The 24894-nt window shown below is 68.6% G+C and carries 21 protein-coding genes; 2 read left to right on the forward strand and 19 right to left on the reverse strand.

Annotated elements, in window-relative coordinates; all coding sequences use genetic code 11:
* Nucleotides 1-54: 54 nt before the first annotated feature.
* The 8 genes from A6I89_RS14000 to exaC all read right to left on the reverse strand — a co-directional run bounded on the left by A6I89_RS14000 (nt 55) and on the right by exaC (nt 9413).
* Complete coding sequence (locus tag A6I89_RS14000; RefSeq protein ID WP_005518332.1) at nt 55-1695, reverse strand: sigma-54-dependent Fis family transcriptional regulator; 1641 nt, start codon at nt 1693-1695, stop codon at nt 55-57.
* Nucleotides 1696-1710: 15 nt separating this feature from the next.
* Nucleotides 1711-3363 carry an AMP-binding protein gene (locus A6I89_RS14005; RefSeq protein WP_013416904.1) on the reverse strand — a complete coding sequence of 551 codons (1653 nt, stop codon included), beginning with the start codon at nt 3361-3363 and terminating at the stop codon, nt 1711-1713.
* A gap of 171 nt (nt 3364-3534) precedes the next feature.
* A complete protein-coding gene (locus tag A6I89_RS14010) occupies nt 3535-4851 on the reverse strand; it encodes an MFS transporter (protein WP_013416905.1) in 1317 nt (438 codons plus the stop codon).
* A gap of 115 nt (nt 4852-4966) precedes the next feature.
* Nucleotides 4967-5623: a YoaK family protein gene (locus A6I89_RS14015; protein WP_013416906.1), complete on the reverse strand. Its 657-nt coding sequence runs from the start codon at nt 5621-5623 to the stop codon at nt 4967-4969.
* A 61-nt stretch (nt 5624-5684) separates the two neighbouring features.
* Nucleotides 5685-6245, reverse strand: a complete 561-nt coding sequence (locus A6I89_RS14020) for a hypothetical protein (RefSeq protein WP_022597385.1) — start codon at nt 6243-6245, stop codon at nt 5685-5687.
* A 64-nt stretch (nt 6246-6309) separates the two neighbouring features.
* A complete protein-coding gene (locus tag A6I89_RS14025) occupies nt 6310-6840 on the reverse strand; it encodes a DUF779 domain-containing protein (protein WP_022597387.1) in 531 nt (176 codons plus the stop codon).
* On the reverse strand, nt 6837-7862 hold the full coding sequence (adhP, locus tag A6I89_RS14030) for an alcohol dehydrogenase AdhP (protein WP_013416909.1): 1026 nt from the start codon (nt 7860-7862) through the stop codon (nt 6837-6839). Before adhP ends, A6I89_RS14025 begins: the two co-directional genes overlap by 4 nt.
* A gap of 27 nt (nt 7863-7889) precedes the next feature.
* Entirely contained in the window at nt 7890-9413 is a 1524-nt protein-coding gene (exaC, locus tag A6I89_RS14035) for an acetaldehyde dehydrogenase ExaC (protein WP_005518324.1), read from the reverse strand.
* Nucleotides 9414-9670: 257 nt separating this feature from the next.
* Here exaC and A6I89_RS14040 point away from each other — a divergent pair, with 257 nt between their 5' ends.
* On the forward strand, nt 9671-11293 hold the full coding sequence (locus A6I89_RS14040) for an acyl-CoA synthetase (RefSeq protein ID WP_022597389.1): 1623 nt from the start codon (nt 9671-9673) through the stop codon (nt 11291-11293).
* A 1-nt stretch (nt 11294) separates the two neighbouring features.
* Here A6I89_RS14040 and mftG read toward each other — a convergent pair whose 3' ends face one another.
* The 4 genes from mftG to A6I89_RS14060 all read right to left on the reverse strand — a co-directional run bounded on the left by mftG (nt 11295) and on the right by A6I89_RS14060 (nt 15823).
* Complete coding sequence (gene mftG / locus A6I89_RS14045; RefSeq protein ID WP_022597391.1) at nt 11295-12776, reverse strand: mycofactocin dehydrogenase MftG; 1482 nt, start codon at nt 12774-12776, stop codon at nt 11295-11297.
* 2 nt (nt 12777-12778) lie between these two features.
* Nucleotides 12779-14176, reverse strand: coding sequence for a mycofactocin biosynthesis glycosyltransferase MftF (gene mftF / locus A6I89_RS14050; RefSeq protein ID WP_044991337.1), 1398 nt, complete (start codon nt 14174-14176; stop codon nt 12779-12781).
* 73 nt (nt 14177-14249) lie between these two features.
* Nucleotides 14250-14942: a mycofactocin biosynthesis peptidyl-dipeptidase MftE gene (mftE, locus tag A6I89_RS14055; protein ID WP_044991338.1), complete on the reverse strand. Its 693-nt coding sequence runs from the start codon at nt 14940-14942 to the stop codon at nt 14250-14252.
* Between the two features lie 29 nt (nt 14943-14971).
* Nucleotides 14972-15823 (reverse strand): DUF1707 SHOCT-like domain-containing protein, encoded by an 852-nt coding sequence (locus tag A6I89_RS14060; RefSeq protein WP_022597396.1) that lies wholly within the window; start codon nt 15821-15823, stop codon nt 14972-14974.
* Nucleotides 15824-15893: 70 nt separating this feature from the next.
* Between A6I89_RS14060 and A6I89_RS14065 the strand changes: the two genes are divergently transcribed.
* On the forward strand, nt 15894-17195 hold the full coding sequence (locus A6I89_RS14065; protein ID WP_022597398.1) for an HNH endonuclease signature motif containing protein: 1302 nt from the start codon (nt 15894-15896) through the stop codon (nt 17193-17195).
* 27 nt (nt 17196-17222) lie between these two features.
* On the opposite strand, the gene A6I89_RS14070 is transcribed toward A6I89_RS14065, so the two are convergent.
* From A6I89_RS14070 to mftA, 7 genes are all read right to left on the reverse strand, one after another.
* Nucleotides 17223-19181: a mycofactocin system FadH/OYE family oxidoreductase 2 gene (locus A6I89_RS14070; RefSeq protein ID WP_022597400.1), complete on the reverse strand. Its 1959-nt coding sequence runs from the start codon at nt 19179-19181 to the stop codon at nt 17223-17225.
* A gap of 12 nt (nt 19182-19193) precedes the next feature.
* A complete protein-coding gene (locus A6I89_RS14075; RefSeq protein ID WP_005518310.1) occupies nt 19194-20006 on the reverse strand; it encodes a mycofactocin-coupled SDR family oxidoreductase in 813 nt (270 codons plus the stop codon).
* 9 nt (nt 20007-20015) lie between these two features.
* A complete protein-coding gene (locus A6I89_RS14080) occupies nt 20016-21947 on the reverse strand; it encodes a mycofactocin system FadH/OYE family oxidoreductase 1 (RefSeq protein WP_022597403.1) in 1932 nt (643 codons plus the stop codon).
* Nucleotides 21948-21959: 12 nt separating this feature from the next.
* Nucleotides 21960-23138, reverse strand: a complete 1179-nt coding sequence (mftD, locus tag A6I89_RS14085) for a pre-mycofactocin synthase MftD (protein WP_022597405.1) — start codon at nt 23136-23138, stop codon at nt 21960-21962.
* A 33-nt stretch (nt 23139-23171) separates the two neighbouring features.
* Nucleotides 23172-24422, reverse strand: a complete 1251-nt coding sequence (mftC, locus tag A6I89_RS14090) for a mycofactocin radical SAM maturase (protein ID WP_005518306.1) — start codon at nt 24420-24422, stop codon at nt 23172-23174.
* Nucleotides 24423-24483: 61 nt separating this feature from the next.
* Nucleotides 24484-24804 carry a mycofactocin biosynthesis chaperone MftB gene (gene mftB / locus A6I89_RS14095; protein ID WP_022597407.1) on the reverse strand — a complete coding sequence of 107 codons (321 nt, stop codon included), beginning with the start codon at nt 24802-24804 and terminating at the stop codon, nt 24484-24486.
* Nucleotides 24789-24890: a mycofactocin precursor MftA gene (gene mftA / locus A6I89_RS14100; RefSeq protein ID WP_022597409.1), complete on the reverse strand. Its 102-nt coding sequence runs from the start codon at nt 24888-24890 to the stop codon at nt 24789-24791. Before mftA ends, mftB begins: the two co-directional genes overlap by 16 nt.
* Between the last annotated feature and the right edge of the window lie 4 nt (nt 24891-24894).

A 24894-nucleotide genomic window follows, 5' to 3' on the forward strand; every position in this document is an offset into this window, starting at 1 on the left:
CGGGAGGTGGGTCGTCAACTGTTCAAGCTTTGGACAGCTCTGCCGATCGCCCGGTCAGACGGTGATGTCGAGCGCGCGGATACGGCTGTAGAGCGTCGTTCGACTGATCCCGAGTCGAGCCGCGGCATGCACCTTGTTGCCACCGCTCTCGCTGAGGGCCTCGACGATCGCGTCACGCTCGGCCCGCTCGCGCCCACCGAGCCGCGCGATACGGCCCGGCGCGCGGTAATCCTCCGGCAGATCCTCGACCCGGACGACGCCACCGTCCGGTCGGTCCGGCAGCCCGGCGAGCACAGCACGCAACTCGACGAGATTCCCGGGCCAGGCGTGCTCGGACAGCGCGGCCAGTGCGCTGGGCCCGAGCCTGAGATCCGCGCGCCCGAGCTGATCCGCGAGTGCCGCGACCAATCCGTCGAGTTCGCGGATCCGATGCCGGAGCGCGGGAACGCTCACCTGATTTCCGCAGCGCGCGAGCAGATCACGCGCAGCCGGCGGCACGGTGTCCACCGGGTCGCTGGTCATGACGATCCGCGGTCCTGCCGGATTCGCGACGAGTGACGCGATGAGCGCGAGCACCGAGTCGGGCGCCAGATGCACGTGCTCGATCAGCACGTGCGAGGGCGCCTGCCCGACGACCTCGAGCAGCCCGGCGGACCACTCGCGCTCCCCCTGCCCCACGATCTGCGCGGCGTCCAGCACGTCGACCGCGCCGTCAGCGAACTGCCGGGCCGCCCACGTCCGTCCGCTGCCGGGTTCGCCTACGAGCGCGAGCGAGCCCGTACCCGATCGCAATTCGTGCAACCGGCGTCGCAGCCGCGACGTCGCGTCCTGCGGTACGGCGGTGCGGCGCACCGGTGCCCGCGTCCGACCGGCGTCGAGCAGGAAGAGGGCACCGCTGTCCGCTCCGGCGACCCGGTCGATCTGCAGCGCCGTGCTGCCGCCGGCCGACAGCGCGAAGTGCAGCCGACGCGATTCCCCGGCCGGGACGTCCGCCGCGAGGGCGCGCAGCGCCGCGTGGTCACTCGGCGCGAGCATCTCGACCGCGGCCTTGTTGGTGAGCATGATGTCCTGCCCCATCGCGGCGACCGCCAGTCCGCGCTGCCGGGCGGCGCGCTGGAACGCGTCGACGACGCGACGATCCGACTCGCGCGCCCCCTCGAGCAGGCGCGCCTCGATGTCGCCGACCGCGCGGGCGACGAACGGCGCGAAGAGCGGGTTCGCGGTCTTCTCGGTGGCGGTGATGTCGAGGATGCCCTCGATCCGCCGGGTCACCGGATGGACGATCGGTTGTCCGTAACAACTGAACTGGCGGAACGACTCCAGGAAGTGCTCGTGACCGTGGACGACCACGCCCTGCCGCACCTCGAGCGGTGTGCCGAGCGCGTTGGTGCCGTAGTTCTCCTCGCTGAGCACGACGCCGGTCAGCAGACCGACACCCTCCATCGCGCCTCGCAGCGCGTCCGAATCGAACACGCGCGCCACCACACGGCAGTCGCGGTCGACCAGGAGGACGCCGCAGCCCGTCCCCGCCAACTGGACCCCGAGTTCGTCGAGCACCGGGCGGGCTGCCCGCAACAGACGCTCGGACGAGTCCGACGGATCGAACAGGGTCGGCTCGGGCACCCTGGCCGGGTCGATGCCGCTGAGCTGCGAACGCTTCCAGGACAGTTCGATCTCCGGCCGTAGACCGTGCACCACCGACTCCTCCGATCAGCCGCGATCGATCAGTTCGAGCGACAGCTCCCGCATCTCGACCTTGCGGATCTTTCCGGTCACCGTCATCGGGAACTCGTCGACGAGGTGCACGTACCGCGGGATCTTGTAGTGCGCGAGGCGCCCCGTGCAGAACTCGCGAACCTTGTCGACGTCGAGCGGCTGCGCGCCCTCCCGCATCCGGATCCACACCATCAGTTCCTCACCGTACTTCGCGTCCGGCACGCCGATCACCTGGGCGTCGAGGATGTCGGGATGCGTGTAGAGGAACTCCTCGATCTCCCGCGGATACACGTTCTCGCCGCCCCGGATCACCATGTCCTTGATCCGGCCGGTGATCGCGACGTAACCGTCGGAGTCCATCACCCCGATGTCACCGGTGTGCATCCAGCGGGCGGAATCGATTGCCTCGGAAGTCTTCTCCGGGTTGTTCCAGTAACCCAGCATCACCGAGTACCCGCGCGTACACAGTTCCCCCGCTTCGCCGCGCGGCACCGTCAGTCCCGTCGCCGGGTCGACGATCTTGACCTCGAGGTGTGGGCCGACACGACCGACCGTGGACACCCGCTGATCGATGGAGTCGTCCCGACGGGTCTGCAGCGACACCGGCGACGTCTCGGTCATGCCGTAGCAGATCGACACCTCCGCCATGCCCATGCGCTCGATGACTTGCTTCATCACCTCGACCGGGCACGGCGATCCGGCCATGATGCCGGTGCGCAGGCTCGACAGGTCGTAGCTGTCGAAGTCGGGGTCGGCCAGTTCGGCGATGAACATCGTGGGCACCCCGTACAACGATGTGCACCGCTCCGCCTGCACCGCCGCCAGAGTCGCGGCCGGCTCGAACGCCGGACCGGGAATCACCATCGCCGCTCCGTGGCTGGTGCACGCGAGGTTGCCCATCACCATGCCGAAGCAATGATAGAAGGGCACCGGTATGCACACCCGGTCGTGCTCGGTGTATCCGCACAGCTCGCCGACGAAGTAGCCGTTGTTGAGGATGTTGTGGTGACTGAGCGTCGCGCCCTTCGGGAATCCGGTTGTCCCCGAGGTGTACTGGATGTTGATGGGATCGTCGGCGGAGAGCGCCCCCTGCGCCCGGTCCAGGGCTGCGCGGTCGGCCTCGAGAGCGGCCCGTCCGTCGTCGAGCAGCCGGTCCCACTGCTCCGACCCCAGCAGCAGCACGTGCTCCAGGGCGGCACGTTCGGGGCGGACCTGCTCGATCATCGCCGCGTAGTCGGACGTCTTGAACGCCGGTGCGGCGATCAGCATCCGGATTCCCGCCTGATCGAGGACGTACTCCAGCTCGTGGGAGCGGTACGCGGGGTTGATGTTGACCAGGATCGCACCGATCTTCGCCGTCGCGTATTGCACCATCGTCCACTCGGCGCAGTTGGGCGCCCAGATGCCGACCCGGTCGCCCTTCGTGATGCCGGTGCCGAGCAGTCCCGTCGCGAGCGCGTCGACCTCGCGGGCGAGCTCACGATAGGTCCAGCGGCGGCCCGAGCCTCGATCGATCAACGCGTCCCGGTCGCCGTGCGCCGCGACGGTGCGGTCGAAGTTGTCGCCGATGGTGTCGCCCAGCATGGGCGCATCCCACGTGCCCGAGGCGTAGCTCGGCACCGATTGCGACAGCGAAGTCGTGGTCATCGCGTTCCTCTCCGGGCGCCTTCCCGGCACCCACGGGGAAAGCCCGGCAATGCGGGCTCCCCCAACGTACTCGCTCGAGTGTGATGTAGGACATAGTCGACGGTCGGGGGTGCCGACAACTGTTCAGTGTTCGAACACCCCCGACCGGTCAAACGTTCGGAGAACGAACGTTCAGAGGGCGCGGTCCTTCGTCTCGACCAGCGCCCTGGTGCACACGAAGCTGACGACGCCGAGCACCGCGAGCATCAGGCCGATCGCGAAGCTGCCGAAGGACGAGGCCAGCGGCGCCGCGATCAGCGGCGGGATCGCGCCGCCGAGCACGCCGGCGAGGTTGTAGCCCAGCCCGGCACCGGTGTAGCGGTAGCGCGTGTGGAACATCTCCGGCAGTAGAGCCCCGCACGGTCCGTAGGCCATGCCGAAGATCGCGAGCGTGACGCACATGCCGATCACGAACGCGGCGGCCGAGCCGGTGTCGAGGAGCGGGAAGAGCACGAGCGCCCAGACGACGGCGAGAACGCAGGAGATCATGATGACCCGGCGGCGGCCGATCCGGTCCGAGTAGAGCGCCGACACGACGATCGCCGCGCCGAAGACGACGGCCGAGACGATGCCGACAGCGAGCACGAAAGGGCGGCCGAACCCGAGGGTCTTGGTGCCGTAGCTGGTGAGGAACGCGGTGCCCATGTAGAAGAGCGCGAACAGCGTCGCGAGGGCGCCGCCCGAGAGCAGGATCTCCTTGGACTGGAATCGCCATGCGTCGAGGAACGGAAGCGTCCGCGGAGCCGACGTGTCGTCGGACGCCTGCTGGGCGCGGAACACCGGAGTCTCCTCGATGGCGAGACGCATGTACAGCCCGATGCCGACGAGGACGATCGAGAACACGAACGGCACGCGCCAGCCCCAGTCGAGGAACGCCTCGTTGGTGTCGCCGAAGATCGCCCCGGTGAGGATGAACGTGCTGCTCGAGAGCACGAACGCGATTGCCGGGCCCAGTTGGGGGAACATCGCGTACAAGCCGCGCTTGCCCGGTGGGGCGTACTCCGCGGTGAGCAGGGTCGCGCCGGCCCATTCGCCGCCGACCGCGAAGCCCTGACCGAACCGGAGCAGCACCAGGATGATCGGCGCCGCGACCCCGATGGTCTCCGCCCCCGGCAGCAACCCGATGAGGAGCGTCGAGATGCCCATCAGCAGCAGCGTCGAGACGAGGGTCTTCTTACGTCCGATGCGGTCGCCGTAGTGCCCGAACAACATTGCGCCCACGGGCCGGGCGATGAACGCCACCGCGAACGTCGCGAAGGACGCGACGGTGCCCGCGGTGGAACCGAGCGCCGGGAAGAACACCGTCGGAAAGACCAGTGCGGCAGCGGTTCCGTAGATGAAGAAGTCGTAGAACTCGATCGTCGTTCCGATGCAACTCGCGACTGCCACTCTGCGCACTCCGGTGCGCGGGGTGATCGTCGAGTCGACCGATGGCGACACAGTCGTCATGGATCCCTCTTCTCGAGCCGTGCGTGACGCCCCGATTGGCGTCAGCGACTGCGAGGAAAGGTAGTGATCCACGTCACTGACCGGCCACCCCCGAAAGGGGGTGGAGTGAGCTGTGTCACCCGCGCGCGGGGCGCGGTGGGGGCATCCGGGCGAGGACGACGGCGAGCGCCGCCGCCCACGACGCGGCCGCCCACAGCGCGTTCAATCCGACGAGATTGTGGGCGAACGCCCCGAGAGCGGCTCCGATCACCATCGCCGCCCAGAGCAGGAAGTGCCGGACCCACCCCCACCGCTCGCCGCCCGTCAGCGCGGTGACCAGGCGCTGGCCCATCTTCACGAGAGTTCCCGTCATGTAGGTGAGGCTGATACTCACCTCTCCCTCGCGTTCGAAGGTCGCGTTCTCCGCCCCCATCGCCAGGACCATCAGCGCGATCGCGACGGGCGTGCCCCCCACGAGGTGGGCCGTCGCGGCGAGGGCGAGGAGCACCGCGACGAGGGTGAGAACCGCCTGGCGGTGACTGCGTCCGGCGGTCCTGCCCGTGAAGGATCCGGCCATCACCCCGATCACGAACAGGACGACGATGCCGGCACCGGTGAGCGCGGTGCCGACCAGCCCCTCGCCGAGGGAGACCGCCAGCTTGGTCGAGTTACCACTCATGAAGGAGACGAAGTATCCACCGAGCGTGATGAATCCCATCGCGTCCACGAACCCCGCCAGGGCGGACAGGAAAACCGCGACGACCGCGACGCCACGGGGATAGTGCAGCACCATGGTTGGAACATAGTCCGGGTGCCCCGCCCACCGGCCGTCCGGCCGCCGGGCGGGGATCGCGTCAGGCCGCGGCGTCCTCGTCCAGCCCGCAGGCGCCGCGCAGCTCGCGCGCGATCTCACCCCACACCGTGGCGTACGACGCGATCTCCGGGGCGGCGATCCACGCCGCGTCGCCGGCCTGCGCCTTCCGCAGCGCCTCGGCGAACAGGTCCTGGTAGCGCGACAGCCGCGGCACGAACGCGGAGACGTCGTCGAGGACGTCCTGCGCCTTCCGGTCCAGCGCCGCGAGCGCCTCGACGTTCGGGTCGCCCTCGACGAGTTCGCGCAGCGGACCGTCGAGTTCCAGGAAGCGCTCGTGGATCTCGGCGATCGAATCCTCGTCGATCGACACGCGCTCGGCGTCGAGCTGATCGCCGAGCTCGGCCACACCCGCATCGGTCAGCGCGAACGCGCCGTCACCGGTCTCCTCCGCCTTGCCCTGTGCCAGGAGGGCGTCACGTGCCGCCTCCGCGGATGCGAGTGCGACGCCCAGCTGCGCGGCGAGGACGTCGGCCGTCACCTGCCCCTTCAGCCGGATCGTCTGCAGCAGTGCCAGTTCGTCGACGTTGCCCGCGAAGGCCATCGTGTTCTCCTCGTGTGTGCGGTGGTTCCGACAGGAAACCTACCGCCCGAGGATCCGCGCCGGGTCACCCACGGTGGCCCGGCACCGGGCACGCGTCGGCGGCCTCGGCCACCACGAGCGGGGCCGACGCCGGCCCGGGACGCGCGCCGCGTTCCCAGTCGGCACCGAGCAGCGGGACCTCGCCGTCCAGCGCGGCGAGTTCGGCGGCGTCGAACACCCGCCCCCGGCTGAGCAGGCGCACCCCCTCCGGCGCCTCGAGGCTGAACCCCGCACCGCGGCCGGGGACGACGTCGAGGACCAACTGCGTGTGTTTCCACGCGTCGAACTGCGGACCCGAGATCCACAGCGGCACGGCGTCGTCGTCCTGCGGGGTGATCGTGCCGAGCTCGCCCACCCCCAGACTCAGATCGAACACCCCGAGCAGGACGTCCCGATCGCCGACGGTGAACTCTCCCATCGGGAAACACATCGGCGCGGAGCCGTCGCAGCAGCCCCCGGACTGGTGCAGCATGAGCGGGCCGTGGACGTCCGCGAGGTGGCGCAGCAACGACGCCGCCGCGCCCGTGACGACCGCGCGGGGCGGGGCCGCGCTCATGCGAAGTCCAGGACGACGCGGCCGTCGATCATGCCGCGATCGAGTTCGTCGAAGACATCGTTGATGTCCTCGATTCGCCGCGCGTGGACGGTGGGATGGATCGAGCCGCGGGCGTAGAAGTCGAGCGCCTCCACCATGTCCTGCCGGGTGCCGACGATCGATCCGCGCAGCGTCAACCCCTTCAGCACGGTGTCGAAGATCGGGGTGGGGAACTCGCCGGGCGGCAGGCCCGTGAACGTGACGGTTCCACCCCGTCGGACCATGCCGATCGCCTGCGCGAACGCGGCCGGACTGACCGCGGTCACCAATACCGCGTCGGTGCCGCCGGTGGCCTGCCGCACCTTCTCCACCGGATCCTCCTCGAATGCGTTGACGAGCAGTTCCGCGCCGTGGCGGGCCGCAAGCGCGAGCTTCGAGTCGGCGACGTCGACCGCGGCGACGCGCAACCCCATCGCGGTGGCGTACTGCACCGCGACGTGCCCGAGCCCGCCGATCCCGGAAATGGTCACCCACTGGCCCGGGATGAGGGCACTGACCTTGAGCCCCTTGTAGACGGTGATTCCGGCGCACAGGACCGGCGCCACCTCGATCGGATCGGCTCCCTTCGGCACTCGGGCGGCGAACCTGGAGTCGACCAGCATGTACTCGGCGAACGAGCCGTCGACAGTGTATCCACCGTTGATCTGTCTCTCGCACAGCGTCTCCCAGCCCGTGCGGCAGTAGCGACACTCGAGGCACGTCGACCACAGCCACGCATTGCCCACGAGATCGCCCACCGTCAGTTCGGTGACGCCCTCCCCCACCTCGACGACCTCGCCGTAGCCCTCGTGCCCCGGAACGAAGGGCAGCGTCGGCTTGACGGGCCAATCTCCCTTGGCGGCATGCAGGTCCGTATGGCAGACGCCGCTGGACCGCACCTTCACGAGCGCCTGATCGCGTCCTGGCTTCGGGATCGGGACGTCCTCGATCGAGAGGGGCTTGCCGAACTCACGAACTACCGCGGCCTTCATCGTCTCGGCCATGCGAAACCTCCGGACTCGGTCGTTCGATCAGAAGAAGCCCTGTGCGCCGGGCGCGTAGCTGACGAGCAGGTTCTTCGTCTGCTGGTAGTGATCGAGCATCATGTGGTGGTTCTCGCGCCCGATGCCGGACTGCTTGTAGCCGCCGAACGCCGCGTGCGCGGGGTACTGGTGATAGGTGTTGGTCCACACCCGGCCCGCCTGGATGTCGCGTCCGGCCCGGTACGCGACGCCGCCGTCCCGCGACCACACTCCGGCGCCGAGACCGTAGAGGGTGTCGTTCGCGATCGCGATGGCCTCGTCGTAGTCGGCGAAGGACGTCACGGACACCACCGGACCGAAGATCTCCTCCTGGAAGATCCGCATGTCGTTGGTGCCGGTGAAGATCGTCGGCTGAACGAAGTACCCCTCGGACAGGTCGCCGCCGAGCTCGGCGCGCTCGCCGCCCGTGACGACCCGGGCGCCCTCGTTCTTCCCGATCTCGATGTACGACAGGATCTTCTCGAGCTGGTCGTTCGACGCCTGCGCACCGATCATCGTGTCGGTGTCGAGCGGGTCACCCTGCCGAACGGCCTTGGTGCGCACCGCGGCGAGCGCGAGGAAGTCGTCGAAGATGTCGCGCTGGATCAGTGCGCGCGACGGGCACGTGCACACCTCGCCCTGGTTCAGCGCGAACATCGTGAAACCCTCGAGGGCCTTGTCCTGGAAGCTGTCGTTCGCGGCGAGCACGTCGGAGAAGAACACGTTGGGACTCTTGCCGCCGAGTTCGAGCGTGACGGGGATGAGGTTCTGCGACGCGTACTGCATGATCAGCCGGCCGGTCGTGGTCTCACCGGTGAACGCGATCTTCTTGATCCGCGGGCTCGACGCGAGCGGCTTGCCGGCCTCGGTACCGAAACCGTTGACGATGTTGACGACACCGGGCGGCAGCAGGTCGCCGATGAGCGAGAACAGATACAGCACCGACGCCGGTGTCTGCTCGGCCGGCTTGAGGACCACGGCGTTACCCGCCGCGAGCGCGGGCGCGAGCTTCCACGTCGCCATGAGGATCGGGAAGTTCCACGGAATGATCTGCCCCACCACGCCGAGCGGCTCGTGGAAGTGATAGGCGACGGTGTCCGCGTCGATCTCCGACAGCGCACCTTCCTGCGCGCGGATGGCGCCGGCGAAGTAGCGGAAGTGGTCGACCGCGAGCGGGATGTCGGCGTTCAGGGTCTCCCGGATCGGCTTGCCGTTGTCCCACGACTCGGCGAGCGCGATCTTCTCGAGGTTGGCCTCGATCCGGTCGGCGATCCTGTTCAGAACGAGCGCTCGCTGCGCGACCGGCGTCTTCCCCCATGCCGGCGCCGCGGCGTGTGCGGCGTCGAGGGCGAGTTCGATGTCCTCGGCCGTCGACCGTGCGACCTCGCAGAACGGCTGGCCCGTGATCGGTGTCGGATTCTCGAAGTACTGCCCCTTCACCGGAGCCACCCACTCGCCGCCGATCCAGTTGTCGTAGCGCGTTTCGAAGGACATCAGGGCATCGGGAGAACCAGGGCGGGCGTACACGCTCATCGAAGACTCCTTACTCGGACGGGGCGAACACCCCGATCGGGGTGTGACACAGGACACTAAGCACGCGAACATTGCGATTACGACGTAGAAGTGGTCACAACTGGGCGACGGCGCCACTTCGGAGCAACAGCACACTTCGCCGCCGCGCGACGGAGGATGTCCGATTTCGTCACGAAACCGGCATCCGACTGGCTAGTGTGCGGACCAGAGGTGGAACACGTTCCACCGGATGATTCGTTGCTCTGGAAGGAATGCCGATGCAGTTCAACCTGGCCGATATCTTCGAGACCGTCGCGGACGCCGTGCCCGACCGCATCGCGCTGACGTACGAAGGCCAGCACCTGTCGTACAAGAGCCTGAACGCGGAAGCGAACAAGGTTGCACACTTCCTGGCCGAGGCCGGGGTGGCACCGGGCGAGCACGTGGCGCTCTTCCTGAAGAACAGCATCGAGCACGTGACGTCGCTCCTGGGGATCCTCAAGATCCGCGCGGTCCCGATCAACGTGAACTACCGGTACACCCCGTCCGAGCTCGAGTACATCTTCACCAACTCGGACTCGGTCGCGGTGGTCGTCGAACTTCCCGAACACCAGCGCACCCTCGCCGGCCTCCTCGACAACTGCCCGTTGGTCCGGACGGTGATCGTCGTCGGCGAACCCGAGCAGGAGCTGCTCACCGAGGCCGAGGCACGGTCCGTGACGGTGCTGCCGTTCAGTGACTCGCAGGCGCACTCGGACGCCACCGACTTCCCGGCCCGGTCGGGTGACGACCTGTACGTCCTCTACACGGGCGGCACCACCGGCTATCCGAAGGGCGTCATGTGGCGCCACGACGACTTCTTCCACAAGCCGCTGTCGGGCGGCAACCCCTACGGCGCGGAAGCCCGCAAGGATCTCGCGGAGATCGCGGCCGCCGCCAAGGAGTTCCCCGACATGACGTTCCTGATCGCGGCGCCGCTCATGCACGGCGCCGCGTCGTACTCGCTGTTCACCTTCTTCACCCTCGGGGCCCGCCTCGTGGTGATGCGCGACTTCGATCCCGTCAAGGTCGTCGAAGGCATCGAGAAGGAGAAGCTGCAGGTGATCCTGATCGTCGGTGACGGCATGGGGCTGCCGCTGGTCGACGAGATGGAACGCCGCAAGGGCGAGGTCGACCTCAGCTCGCTGTTCTCGATCACCTCGGGCGGCGCGATCTGGTCACTGAGCGTGCGCGAGCGGATGCTGGCCGTCAAACCGGAACTGTTGCTGCGCGACAACTTCGGTGCGTCGGAGTCCGGCAACGACGGCGCGTTCACGATCGACGACAACGGCAACCTGCGCATGCCCCCCTCCCCCAACCTGATCCTGGTGAACGAACGTCTCGAGCAGATTCCCGCGGGCTCCGACGAGATCGGGTACATCGCGCGCATCGGCAACGTTCCCCTCGGTTACTACAAGGACGAGGAGAAGACCGCCCGCACCTTCCCCACCCGCGCCGACGGCACCCGCATCTCGGTGCTCGGCGACATGGGCACGATCGAGGCGGACGGCACCATCGTCTTCCTCGGCCGCGGTTCGCAGTGCATCAACACCGGCGGCGAGAAGGTCTTCGCGGAGGAGGTCGAGGCGGCACTGCACGCACATCCGTCGATCTCCGACGCCCTCGTCGTACCGGTGCCGGACGAGCGGATGGGGCAGCGCGTCGCCGCCGTCGTCGCGGTGTACCCCGGCTCCGACGAGCTGACCCTCGACGCCGTCCAGGACCACTGCCGCAAGACACTCGCGGGCTACAAGGTGCCGCGCGCGTTCGTTGTCGTCGACGAGGTCAAGCGCACACCGGCCGGCAAGGCCGACTACCGCTGGGCCACCGACGTCGCCGCATCGGACGCCGTCTCGAGCTGATTCACAGGAGGGTGCTCGCACGCTCCGCCACCATCACGGCGGTGGCGTGCGGGCCCCGGCCCGGGATCGCGGGGAAGATCGACGTGTCGACGATGAACAGTCCGTCGACACCGTGGACGCGGCACTCCTCGTCCACCACCGACGTCGCCGGGTCGGCCCCCATCCGGCAACTGCCCGACAGGTGCAACGACGTGCCGAGGTGATCCGACAACCACTCGTCCGACGTGTCGACGTCGTCGGGATCGACCAGGGCACGCATCGCACCGGTGCGCATCAGGTCGGCGGCATGGAGCACCGCGGCCCGCAACGCGTCCCGATCCGCTGCCGACTCGAGGTAGCGGTACGACACCGAGGGCGGGGCGCCCGGATCGGCCGAGACCAGTCTGATCTCACCGCGGCTGTGCGGCTTCATCAGCACCACGCCCAGGCACGGCCGGCCGATCCCGGATCCGGGTATGAGGTCACCGAACGACGCTGTGTACGGGCGCATTTCGATGCCGTCGGCGTTGAGGGTCACCTGCAGGGCAGGCACACTCGTGGTCCTGGGGACCGGCACCCGGTAGCTGTACGGCAGCACCACCTCGGGATGGTCACTGAAACCGGACCCCACCGCCGGCAGGTCCGCGACCACCTCGATGCCGAGATCTCGGAGGTGTCGGGCGTCGCCGACCCCGGACAGCATCAGCAGGTGCGGGGTCGCTACCGCGCCGGCAGTGAGCACGACCGTCGACGCACGGATGGTGTGCAGCCCCTCTTCCGTCGCGATCTCGAGGCCGGCCACGCGGGTGCCGTCGAACAACACCTTGGTGACCGTTGCGCCGGAGCGCACCGTGAGGTTGGGGCGCCCCAGGTTCGGCAGGAGGTAGGCCGACGCCGGACCCACCCTCACGCCGTCCCGGATGTTGAGCGGCACCGGGCCGACGCCGTGCGAACCGGGCGCATTCTTGTCCGGATCCTCGGCGTGCCCCGCGTCGCGGGCAACGTCCACGAAGGCGCTGCTCACCGGGTGCCAGCGATCACGAGGTTCCCGATGCACCGGGATCGGCCCGTCCGACCCGTGCCACGGTCCGGTGAAGTCCGCGTCGGATTCGATGCGCTTGTAGTACGGCAGCACCTCGTCGAAGGACCACGACCGCGGCCAGCGATCGAAGTCGTCCGTCTGCGCGCGCACGAAGTACCCACCGTTGACGGCCCCCGAACCACCGAGGACCCGGCCGCGAGCGATCCACCCGGACCGTTCACTGGTGAGGTTCACCTGGTACGGCCACACCCAACGACTGTCGGGCCCCACCGGCAGCACCCCGGCGTCGACGAGCTCAGGGGGATATTCCGAGGGAATCCGATGTCCGGGAGCGGATTCGACGAGCAGCACCCGACGGTTCGGATCCTCACTGAGCCGTCCGGCGAGAACGCTGCCGCACGAGCCGCCCCCGATGACGACGACATCGGCGGACTCGGACGGATGCGGCTGGTCCCGACTCACCGTCAGCTGCCGATGCGGGGAGCGAGTGCTCGCAGGTCCCGGGCACGAATCGCGCCCTGCCACAGGCCCGCGCCGTACGCGACGTCGTCGAGTCGCTTGAATGCCGTGTGCCGCAGCGGGTCCAAACCACCCGGCTCGCGATGCTTCACCCAGTCGACGACGCCCTCGGCGACGGCCACCGCCACGGCCAGGCGCCGAATGCGCGGCGAACACAGAACCGCCAGGAACGTCACCGGCCAGTAGTGACGGCACATCGCGGACGCGAGTTGCCATGCGCCACCGGCAAAGCCGCGAGCTGCGAGAATCGCTGCGATCCGTGTCGGCTGGTCGAGCTCACGAAACGTGCGCCGCAGTCGCGTCGCCGTCACGAGCAGGGTCGCGAGGCTGCCGAGCAGGCCGATACGCGTTCCCGTCGCCGCCGCGAGCACGGCGAACAGCGTCCATTTCGACATCGCCAGCGGCGGGACCATGCCGTCGTGCCGTGACGCCAGCGGGGCCGCACCGGTGCCGTAGAAGAGCTTGCGCGAAAACCACTTCCGGAAGGTGACGCGGTGGTCGTGCGCTACCTGAGACACCGGTTCGTACCGCAATCGCCAACCCGACTCCTGCAGACGCCAGCACAGATCGACGTCCTCCGCGACGTGCATGGTCTCGTCGAATCCACCGGCCTCCACCAGGACGTCGCGGCGCACGAGCATCGCGGCGCTCGGCACGTACGCCACCGGGCTGCCGGAGCGGACCGCGGCCTCCTTGCGGCCCAGGTCCAGTGAAGAGCGCGTGTGCTCGTACCGGGCGAGCATCGACCCCTCGGGTTCGAGGGCCACGATGCGCGGCGCCACAAGTGCCACCGCGGGGTCGCTGAAATGCCCGAGCATCAGTTCGAGCCACCCGGTCTTCGGTACGACGTCCGAGTCCAGGAAGGCGACGAAAGGTGTTTGCGCCGCACGCAGTCCCGTGTTGCGGGCGGCGGCCGGGCCGCGCGAGGCGTCGTGCCGCAGCAGCGTCACGTGGGCGGTGCAACCGGACAGATCCGGAAGCTCGAGGGGCGTGGCGGAACCGTCGTCGACGACGATGACGTTCAACCCCCGCAGCGCCGGCACCAGGCGCGCGATGCCGTCGACGTTGTCGCGGATCGGCACGACGACCGTCACGTCACTCGGCGACGGCGTACTCATGGGGCGCGGGTTCCCGACGCCCGAGTCCAGCAGGCGACGCGCCACCACAGCGGTCTGCGAGTCCACGACCTCGAGGTAGCCGTCGCCGATCATCTCGGCCGCCGCCGGTGCCAGCTTGAGCATCCGCATCGGTGACCCGCCGATCAGTACCCGGCCTCCCGAATAGGCGCGTACCTGGGGATCGAGGCGGACCCCGAACCCGTCGGGGAGTCGAGCATTGCGCATCAGACGATGTTAAGGGGCGGTGCAGTCATGGGCAGAACTTGCCGCGAAAAACCAGGACAAACCGCCACACCAGTCACACCAGCCTCCCGTCGGGCCGTGGCGCCCAGTTCTCGATCGCCTTTCCGGCCCGGCGAACGAGGTCTGCGAACAGTCGTTCCCCCTCCTCTGCGGTGGCCCCGGTGGGATCGCCGAGGATGCCGTTGGGGGTCGCCGCGAGCATGCCACCCGACCGCAGTTGCGGCATGAGGTCCGCGATGGGCGCGGTGTTGCCGGGCTCGGCTCGGTCCATCGCCACGTCAGCGGGTGAAAGATGCAGCAGCATGGATGTTTCGGTGTGTCCGGCGTGCGCGTCGGCACCCGGTACCGCACACGGCAGCCAGGCCGCGTCGCGGCCCTCGTAGCGAAGGAGTTCGACGGCCTTCACCACCGCCGGGCCGTTCCCGCCGTGGCCGTTGACGAACACGACACGCCGGGCCCACCGACACGCCGAGCGGCCGAACTCGACGAGCAGCGCCTCGAGCGCCTCGGTGCCGATCGAGATGGTCCCGGCGAAGCCCTCGTGCTCGCCACTCGCCCCGTACGTGATGGCGGGCGCCGTCACGACGCCGGTGAGCGCGCCGGCGACAGCGCCGGTGAGAGCGGTCGCGATGCGTGTGTCGGTGTCCAGCGGCAGGTGCGGGCCGTGCTGCTCGAAAGAGCCGACCGGGACCGCGACGGTGAGGTCGTCGCGCGGCACATCGGGCCACGGGATGCGGGCGAGGTCCATCGGTCGATGGTAGAGCGGGCTCCCGCCGCTCACGGGCCCTGCACCTCGACGACCTCGCCGGCAAATGTCGCCGTCACGTTCCCCTTGGCGACGTCGGCGTCCACGACGTAGACCGTGACCCGCGGCTCGGCGACACCCGACGGCGAGCGAAGGGCGCGGATGGCGACCCGATCGACGTGGCCGCTGGGCAGACCCACGAGGCCGGTAGCGCGCCCGACCAGATCGACGATGGACTCGCTGTCGAGTAGCGCGAGGTCGACCGTATCTTGGTCCTCGTCCCGCATCGTGGGCGGCGTCCACGGCTCGAATCCGGCAGCGCCCGTGAACATCCACCGCTGCATCCGGGTCGGCTGCCGGGGGATCATCTTCGCAACCACCGCGTCATCGCTGTACAGATCGACATCGTCGGCGACCAGATTGCCGAACTTCGACTCGAAGCGGCGCACGAACTCGCGCATGCCGTCGGCGGTGAACAGAGCGATCGACTCGGCCGAGTGGTCGTCGGCGCTCGATTCGGAGGAGGCGGCAGGGCCATTGGAGCCCCCGGCGGACATCACCTGGACCAGGCCGACCACGATCAACGCCACGACGACCACCGCAGCGAGGACCACAAGGAGGTGGCGCGACCGCGGCGAGCCGGAGTCGGATTCAGTCTCGGACTCACCGCCGGTCCCGTCACCGACAAGATGATCGGGTACCTGCAAGTCCTTGGTCAGCGCCTGAAGAGCGCCGAGCGTCGTCGCGCGCATCGCTGCCGCAGTACGGGACTCGTGCTCTTCGACACCCAGCTGACCGTCCGCATATGCGGCGTCGAGCAGGCTGCACGTCTGCGCGCGATCGATGTCGCGCGCCCGGGTCTTGTCAGATCGAGGGTCCGGCACGCCCAGACCCTACTGCGTGGCGTACTCGATACCCATTGACTCGAACATATATTCGAACTAGGCTCGGGTCATGAATCCGGGGGGACTCAACAATTCGGGCATCGCAGTCGCTTCGCTGCGGCCTGGCGACGTGGGATCGCTCGCCGAAGCGGCCCTTGTGCAGGGCATGGCCGACGTTTGCCGTGAGATCGAACGGCTCCAAGCGTTGCGGGTAGCGATGGCCGCCGAAGTCGATGCGCGCGCAGTCTCGTTCGACACCCTCGGCTTCCGAAGTGTCAAGCAGTGGTTGGCCGCGAACTCACTGTTGGAAGTGCCGGCCGCGGCACGGATCCTCGCATTGGGCCGGATGCTCGCCCGGCAGCCCGAGATCGCCGACGCCTTCAACGCCGGAGATATTTCGGCCGAGCATGCGGCGTTGATCGGGAAGTTCTGCGAAACCACACCTCGTGGCATGCCCGTGGAAGCGCTAAATTCGTGCCGGAAGGTGTTGCTGGACGCCGCGTCCGGTCCCGCCGCAACCACCACGACCGTCCGCACGTGCATCTCCCGGTTGGAGCGGATCTTCGAATCCGACGAACTCCCACCCAGCGAAGACACCGAACGCAACGAATTCCACGCCTCGAAAACCCTGAACGGACGGGTCTCGGTCAAGGGTGACCTCGACGCCGTCACCGGCGAGATGCTCCTGACCGCACTGTCCGCGCTGACCAAACCGAGGAATCCGGTCGACGACCCCGCCGAGAAACTCACCCCCGCACGGCAGCGGGCGGACGCGTTCGCCGAGATCCTGCGCCGCTACCTCGACTCCGGCGACGCCCCGATCGAGGGCGGCGAGCGGCCACACCTGTCACTCCATGTGAACGCCAGCGACCTCGCCCGCAGCGAGTCGGCTCACGAGTGGACGCACACCGATGAAGGGTCGGACCTGTTCGGCGACAAAGACATCGCACGCATGCCCCACACCGGACCGCTGTCTATCGCGACCGCTCGCCGGATCGCCTGCGACTGTCACCTCACCGCCATCGTCATGGACGACGACGTCCCCCTGAATCTGGGGCGAACCAGCCGGACCGTGTCGAAGAAACAGCGCCGCGCCCTGATCGCCCGCGACCACGGCTGCGCCTTCCCCGGCTGCGGCACACCACCCGCCCACTGCGAAGGCCACCACGTAAAGCATTGGGCAGACGGCGGCCCCACCGACCTCGACAACCTCGTCCTACTCTGCCGCTACCACCACACCTTGCTGCACCACTCCCACTGGGACGTGAAAATCGGCGCCGACCGGCACCCGTGGTTCACCCCACCCAGCACCGTCGACCCCTACAAGAAACCCATCCCAGCCAATAGGCGGGCAGGACCACACGCAGCGTAGGACGCTGTGTCGGGGGCGTCGTCGTTGCTACAGCGCCGCCGCCACCCGATGCCCCTCGATCACCGCGGCATGCGAGCGGCGCGGCGTCACGGCGTCACCGATCCGATACACCTCGAACGGAGTGGAGCCACTGTGCGTCAATACTTTCCACAACTCGTCACAGGGTTCCTGGTGACTCGCGCACACCAGCCAGTCGAACACCTCGGTCAGAGTGACACCGGAGAGGTGGTTCTCCAGGGTGACCCGCAGACGGCCCGCCGCATCGGCGACACCGCTCACCGCCACATCGGTCCACTGCTCGATGTCCGCACGGTGCGCTCGCTGCTGCCATCGCTCCATGTCGAGTGTGACACCCAGGTCCTGTCCGACGATCATTCCTGGCGTACAGATCGTCACGGCACAACCGCGAGCAGCCAACGTCTCCGCCACGGACGGCCCCTGATGAAAACCCAGCTCGTCCACCACGAGAACCCGCCCGGCCGGGGCCACACTTTCGTCCAGCACGCCCCGGGCATGGACCACACGAGCACACTCCCCCGCCCACCACGGGCGAACCGGACGCGCCCCCGTCGCGACCACCACCACGTCCGGGGCCAGCGCCCGCAACTGCTCCGCGCTCATCTCGACACCGGTCTCGATCCGCACCCCGCGACGCACGCATTCACCCTCGAGATTCCGTACGAGATCACCCAGCTCGCCGCGCCCCGACGCAGACGACGCGACCCGGATCTGACCACCCACGACAGGCGAGCGTTCGAACAGTGTCACCCGATGCCCGCGCTCAGCCGCGGTCGCCGCCGCCGACAGCCCCGCCGGCCCGCCCCCGACCACCACCACCCGTCTGCCGGGCACCCGAGGATCGGGCAGCGGAACCGATTCCTTTCCGGCACGGGGATTCTCGACGCAACCGAGCCAACGACCCAGCCCCATGCGTCCCACACACTCCTGATTGCACGACAGGCAGGTGCGGATCTCGTCCGCGGCGCCGCGCAGCGCCTTCGTCGCGAAATCGGGGTCGGCGATCTGCCCGCGAGTGATACCGACGAGATCGCACCGCCCGTCGGTGAGCGCGCGTTCGGCCTCGGCCGGTTCTTTCAGCCGGCCCACGCCGATCACCGGCAGCGCCACCGCTGCCCGAATCGCCTCCGAGATGTGCAGCGCGTAGCCGCGGGGAGCCGCCATGGACGGCTCCACCAGGTGCAGCGTCTCGGTCGCCACGCCCATCGTGGTGTTGATGTAGTCGACGACGCCCGAGGCCTCCACGATCCGGGCCACCGCGACGGCGTCGTCGAGCACGATCCCGCCGGGCACCTGCTCGTCGCCCGAAAGACGCACACCGAGCACCAGATTCGGACCGATCGCGGCTCGGACGGCGGCAATCACCTCGACGAGGAACCGGGCGCGGTTCTCGAGGGATCCGCCGTAACGATCGCTCCGCCGGTTCGTGGCCGAGGACAGGAACCCCCGGATGAGCGACGACTGCGAGCCCTGCAGTTCGACGCCGTCGAATCCCCCGTCGCGGCAACGGGCGGCGACGACGGCGTAGGCGGCCACCAGCTCCGCGATCTCCGCCGCGTCGACCGCCTTGGGCACCTCCCGGAACAAGGGATCCGGAACGGGGCTCGGCGCCCACAGCGGTCGGCGCGAATACATGCCCGACCCCTGCCCGCCGTTGTGGTTGAGCTGCGCGAGGATCACCGCGCCGTGACCGTGCACAGCGTCGGTGATCGCCCGGTACCCGTCCACCACCTCCGGGCGATAGCCGTGAATCACTTTCTCGTACGGCCAGTCCGACGGATGGACACACTGTTCCTCGGTGATGATCATCCCCGCTCCGCCGGCGGCACGGGCCGCGTAGTACGCGGCGTGCTGTTCGGTGGGCAGACCCCCGTGCGCGTAGTTCGTCAGGTGCGCGGTGAACACGACCCGATTACGCAGGGTCCGCCCGCCGAGGCGAAGCGGGGACGACAACCGTGGATACAGCATGGATCGGTCGCGTCAGACCTTCGTGTTGCCCTGGTCCAGTGCGACCTGGCTGGCCGTCACCGTCTTGGCGCCGTCACCGGCCAGCCACAGCACCGCATCCGAGATGTCGTCGGGATCGGCGATGGGCTTCTCGGTGAGGATCGGCGCAAAGTTCGGGCCGTAGTGCGGGTACTGCTGGAGGATCACGAGGCTGCCCGGGTCGGTGCCCATGTGCGTGTTGACGCCGTACGGATGGATCGAGTTGACGCGAATCTTGTACTCGCCGAGTTCCTTCGCCGCGGCCTGCGTGAGACCGACAAGACCGAACTTCGACGCCGCGTAGTGCGCCTGGCCGGGCAGCGCCTTGATTCCGGCAACCGAACTGACGACGATGATCGAGCCACCGTTGCCGGCCTCGATCATGGCCGGCACCGCGGCCTTGAGGGTCTTGAAGGCGCCGGTGAGGTTGATGTCGATCAGCGTCTCCCACTGGTCGTCGGACATCTCCCAGAAGCGATTCCAGTTGCAGATACCGGCATTGGCGATCACGATGTCGAGCCGGCCGAACTGTTCCACACCCGCGTCGACGACGGCCTTCAGCGCCGCGCTGTCGCGGACATCCGCCTCGCGGGCGTAGATCTTGGCGCCCTCGGCCTCGACGAGTCGAACGGTCTCCGCGAAATCGTCGGCCGTCGCGGCGTCGTAGGTGTTGTGGTCGGTGACGCTCTTGCAGACGTCCACCGCGATGATCGCCGCGCCCTCACGCGCCAACCGCACCGCGTGCGTGCGTCCCTGCCCACGCGCCGCGCCCGTGATGAAGGCGACCTTGCCGTCGAACTGTCCCACCGTGATCTCCTAACCCGTGACTACCTCGTACTGCGCCATGGACATTGCCGCGAGTCTTCCCTCGCGGACGGCTTCGAGGACGGTGCGGGGGGCGACACAGTCGCCGACCCTCACCGCACCCTCGCCCACGGCCGACCACTCGTCCGGCAACGGAAGCGAACAGTCGACCAGTACCGAGCACGGTACGCCGAAGCGGACACCCGTGAAGCGGTTCTGCAGCAGCACTTCCCCCGCTGTCCCGGCCATCGGGAGAACCGCAAGAAGCGCCGTCACACCGGCGTCCCGCAGGCGTTTGTTCGCAGCCACCAGATCTCCCGTCGGCCCGAGTCTCGATCCGACCAACTGGTCGGGCGTCGCGATCGTGACGTCCACCCCGCGGTCCGCCAGCAGCAGTGCGACGGACACCGCCACCGGGCCGCCGACCGGGTCGAACACGACGACCGGCCCCGCATCCACCCTGGAACCGGACAGCACCTCGGCCGCGGTGAGCACGCGCATCGCGGCATCCACGGGGCACGGTGCCGGGCGGGGCCTGCTCCCGGTCGCGACGATCAGCGCCCCGTCTCCGCTCCGCCCGTCCGCGACATCGTCCGGCTCGATCTCGGCGGCCGTCCTGATCTCCACGCCCAGTCGACGGCACTCCGCCTCGAGCCAATCGGCGAGCATCGACAGTCGTGTCCGGCCCGGTCCCGCTGCGGCGGTGCGGAGCATCCCACCGAGCCGAGTGGTGCGCTCCGTCAACGTCACCCGCAAGCCCCGCGACGCGAGCACGCGCGCCGCTTCGAGCCCGGCAGGTCCTCCGCCCACGACCTGCGCGGAGGCGGGGCCGGCCACGGCCACCGGTTCCGGATCGACAGTCTCGAATCCGGCCGTCGGGTTACCGATGCACGTCACCACCGGGTTGCGAGGATCGCGGACCAGGCAGGTCTGGTTGCACAGCACGCACGGCCGCGGGGCCGACCCGGCCCGCACCCGCGACACGAGGTCCGGCTCGGCAATCTGGGCGCGCGTCATCTCGACGAGATCCGCGACGCCGTCGTCGAGCGCCCGCTGCGCCTGCGCCGCGTCTACGACGCTGCCCTGCAACACCACCGGAACCCGGCCACCCGCGGCCGCACGCATCGATCTGCACAGCCCGAGATTGAACCCGGGCGCGGTGTGGCCGTCCGGTCGATAGGCGGCGGTGGAGTACGGCCCGCCCCGGACCACCACGAGCAGGTCCAGCGACTCGGCCAACTCAGCGACGTGGTTCGCCGCGTCGTCCGGGGTGATGCCGGCCCACGGCGCCTGCTCGTCGCAGCTGAGCCGCAGCGACAGGATGCGGTCACCGAGTTCCGCCCGGACCGCAGCGATCACCTCACGCGTGAGGTGCAGCCGATCGACGCCGTAGCCGTCGGTGCGCCGGTTCGTCAGCCCCGAATGAAACTGGCGCAGAAGAGAGGACGGGCCGGCGTCGAGCTCGACACCGTCTACGCCCGCGGCCACCGCGAGCCGGGCAGCCCGACCGAAACCCTCGACGAGCGCGGCGATCTCGCCGGGCTCCATCTCCATCGGCAGCTCCCGCGACACCGGGTCCGGGAAGCGAGACGGCGCCCACAACGCCGACTGCGACCACGCACTCGACCCCTGCAGCCCGGTGTGCCCGAGACCCGCGAGCACGAGCGTCCCGTGCGGGCGGCACGCATCCGCCACTGCACGCCAACCCGGCTCGCAGTCCGCGGCCAGCGGGGACCGTTCGTACGGCCAGTCACTCTGGTGAACAGACGCGGTCTCGGTGACGACCAGTCCGGCGCCGCCGCGGGCACGACGTTCGTAGTACGCGACGTGCCGAGCGGACAGTGCGCGGGCGTCGCCCAGATTGGTCTCGTGCGGACCGAAGAGCACCCTGGCCGGGGCGATGCGCCCGGCCAGGGTGAACGGTTCGGTGAGGCTGCCGCGCACGCGCGCGGTGTTCTAGCCGACGCCGAGATCGCGGCGGAAGCCCTCGGGGACCACGAGGTCGTTCGGGCTCAGGTCGTGAATCGACTTGTGGCCCAAGCCGAGAACCGCCGAGTCGATGCCCCCGCGGAGGATGTCGAGGACGTTCTCGACACCTGCCTGGCCGTTGGCCGACAGACCCCAGAGGTAGGCGCGCCCGATCATGACGGCGCGGGCGCCGAGGGCGAGCGCCTTGACGACGTCGCTGCCGCGGCGGATGCCGCCGTCGAGCACGACCTCGAGCTGATCACCGACCGCCTCGGCGATCGCCGGCAGCGCCCGGATCGGAGCGGGGGTGCCGTCGAGGTTGTTGCCGCCGTGGTTCGACACCGAGATCGCGGAGCAACCGGCGTCGAGTGCCCGCTTGGCGTCGTCGACCCGCATGACGCCCTTGAGCATGAACGGTCCGCCCCACTGCTCACGCAGCCAGGCGACGTCCTCCCACGTGGGCAGCGGCGTGCCCATCCACTGGCCGTACGCCCCGAAGAACGTGGGCGGCTGCTGGCCCGGCGCCGCCAGGTTCGGCGTCGTCAGGTCCGGGACCTTGCCGGTCTTTGCGAACTCCCACAGCCACTTCGGGCGGGTGATGCCCTCAGGCGCGAACTGGAACATCGCCTTGAGATCCATCTTCTCCGGGATCGACGGGCTGCCCCAGTCGCGGCCGTTGGAGAACGACCAGTCCAGCGTGATGATCAGACCGCTCGCACCCGCGGCGCGAGCCCGCTCCATGCGCTGGAGCAGCGTGTCGCGATCGCCGACCCAGTACATCTGGAAGAAGGTCTGCGGATTGGCTGCCGCGACCTCTTCGATGGACTTGCTCGCGAAGGAGCTGAGGCCGATCGCGGTGCCGCGTGCCGCCGCGGCGCGCGCGACCGCGACCTCGCCGTCCGGATGCACGGCCTGCACACCCGTCGGCGAGATCATCACGGGCATCGAAATGGGCTGGCCCATCACGGTGGTCGACAGATCACGCTCCCCGGACAGCCCGGCCACGTGCGGGGCGAAGCCGAGCTCGGAGAAGGCCGCGATGTTGTCGTCGACGGTCAGCCCCTTCTCGGAGCCGGCAACCAGTGCCGCATACACCGACTTGGGCAGACGCTTCTTCGCGCGCCGTTGCGCCTCGGCAACCGTCTCGAACCACGTGTTCTTGGCCATTGAAAAACCTCTCGTACTGCTTGTGAACTACTTCTATTCCATTCCGGCAAGCGGATTTTCGTCGCAGATCTTCGCCGGAGGACGGGTCAGCAGGGTCAGCGGCACCGGCGCCTGCGGCGTGCGCCGCTCGGCGCGCTTGCCGGTCCGTGAATGGTCCTGGCTCGACTTCGGCACCGTGCGATCGGCCTCGAGCGCGGACGTGCCGTAACCCTGGACGCACTCGGGGTCCGGGCCGTCCATCGGCAGGCCCGTGAAGAACTTGGCCGCCATGCAGCCGCCGCGGCACGAGTCGTAGTGGTCGCACTTGCTGCAGGCTCCACCGGTCTGCGGCGACCGCAGGTCCTGGAACAGCTCCGAGTGCTGCCACACCTGCTGGAAACCACCGTCCGAGACGATGTTTCCGGCCAGGAACTGGTCGTGGATCGCGAACGGGCAGGCATACACGTCGCCGATCGGGTCGATCAGGCACACGACGCGTCCGGCGCCGCACAGGTTCAGCCCCGGCAACGCGTCGCCGTACGCCGAGAGGTGGAAGAACGAGTCGCCCGTCAGTACACCCTCGCCGTTCGCGACCAGCCAGTCGTACAGCTCACGCTGCTGCTCCTGGGTGGGGTGCAGTTCGTCCCACACGTCGGCGCCGCGACCCGACGGCCGCAGGCGCGTGATGCGCAGCGTCGCGCCGAACCGGTCGGCGAGCTCCTTGAACTCGTCGAGCTGGCTCACGTTCTCGCGGGTGACTACAACGGAGATCTTGGCATCCTTGAACCCCGCCTCGGCGAGATTCTCCAGCGCACGCACGGCCATCGCGAACGAACCCGGCCCGCGCACAGCGTCGTTCACCTCGGCGGTCGCGCCGTCGAGCGAGATCTGGACGTCGACGTAATCGCTGGCCGCCAGGCGCGCGGCGACCTTCTTGTCGATCTTGACGCCGTTGGTGGAGAACTTGACACCGACCTGGTGCTCGGTCGCGTAGTCGACCAGCTCCCAGAAGTCGGAGCGGACGGTGGGCTCACCGCCGCCGATGTTGACGTAGAAGACCTGCATGCGCTGCAGCTCGTCGATGATCGACTTGCACTGTTCGGTGCTGAGCTCGCGCGGGTCCCGGCGTCCCGAGGACGACAGGCAGTGCACGCACGACAGGTTGCACGCGTAGGTGAGTTCCCACGTGAGGCAGATCGGGGCGTCGAGACCGAGTTCGAACTGGTCTACGAGACGACCGACCTTGGGGACGAGCGGAGCGGCGGGAGACGACGTGGTCGCGGGCGGCTCGAGAACTGAGGTCATGGGCTGAGTCCTCAAATCTGAAGAGTCTGGTTGGGTACAGAACGTGAAGAAGAGGCTGGGATCAGGACGGCACGATCATGTGCGAGTCGGCGAGCGTGCCGAGGGCGCGCAGATACGGCCGCGCCGCATCCTCCTCGATGCCGTGCGCTCGCAGGGCTGCCCCGACGTTCGGGTGCTGGGGCAGCGATTCGACGATCTCGACGATGGTCCGGTTCTTCAGGAACGAGAGCTTGCGCGTCCCGAAGTGGTAGAGCAGCGCCCCGAAAGGTTCGGGGCGCAGCGCCACCTGCGGATGGAGCTTCCATGCCGCGTCGAGATCGATCGTGCCGGCCGACGAGCCGGAGCCGAGGGCCTGTTCGGACACGATCAGTACACGCCGCACATGCCGTCGATGGAAACCTCTTCCACGAGGGACTCCTCGACGAGCGAGTTCTCGTTGGCAGAAATGACACTGTCGCGATCGGACATCGAT

Origin of the sequence: Prescottella equi (assembly GCF_002094305.1) — a bacterium.
GTDB lineage: Bacteria > Actinomycetota > Actinomycetes > Mycobacteriales > Mycobacteriaceae > Prescottella > Prescottella equi.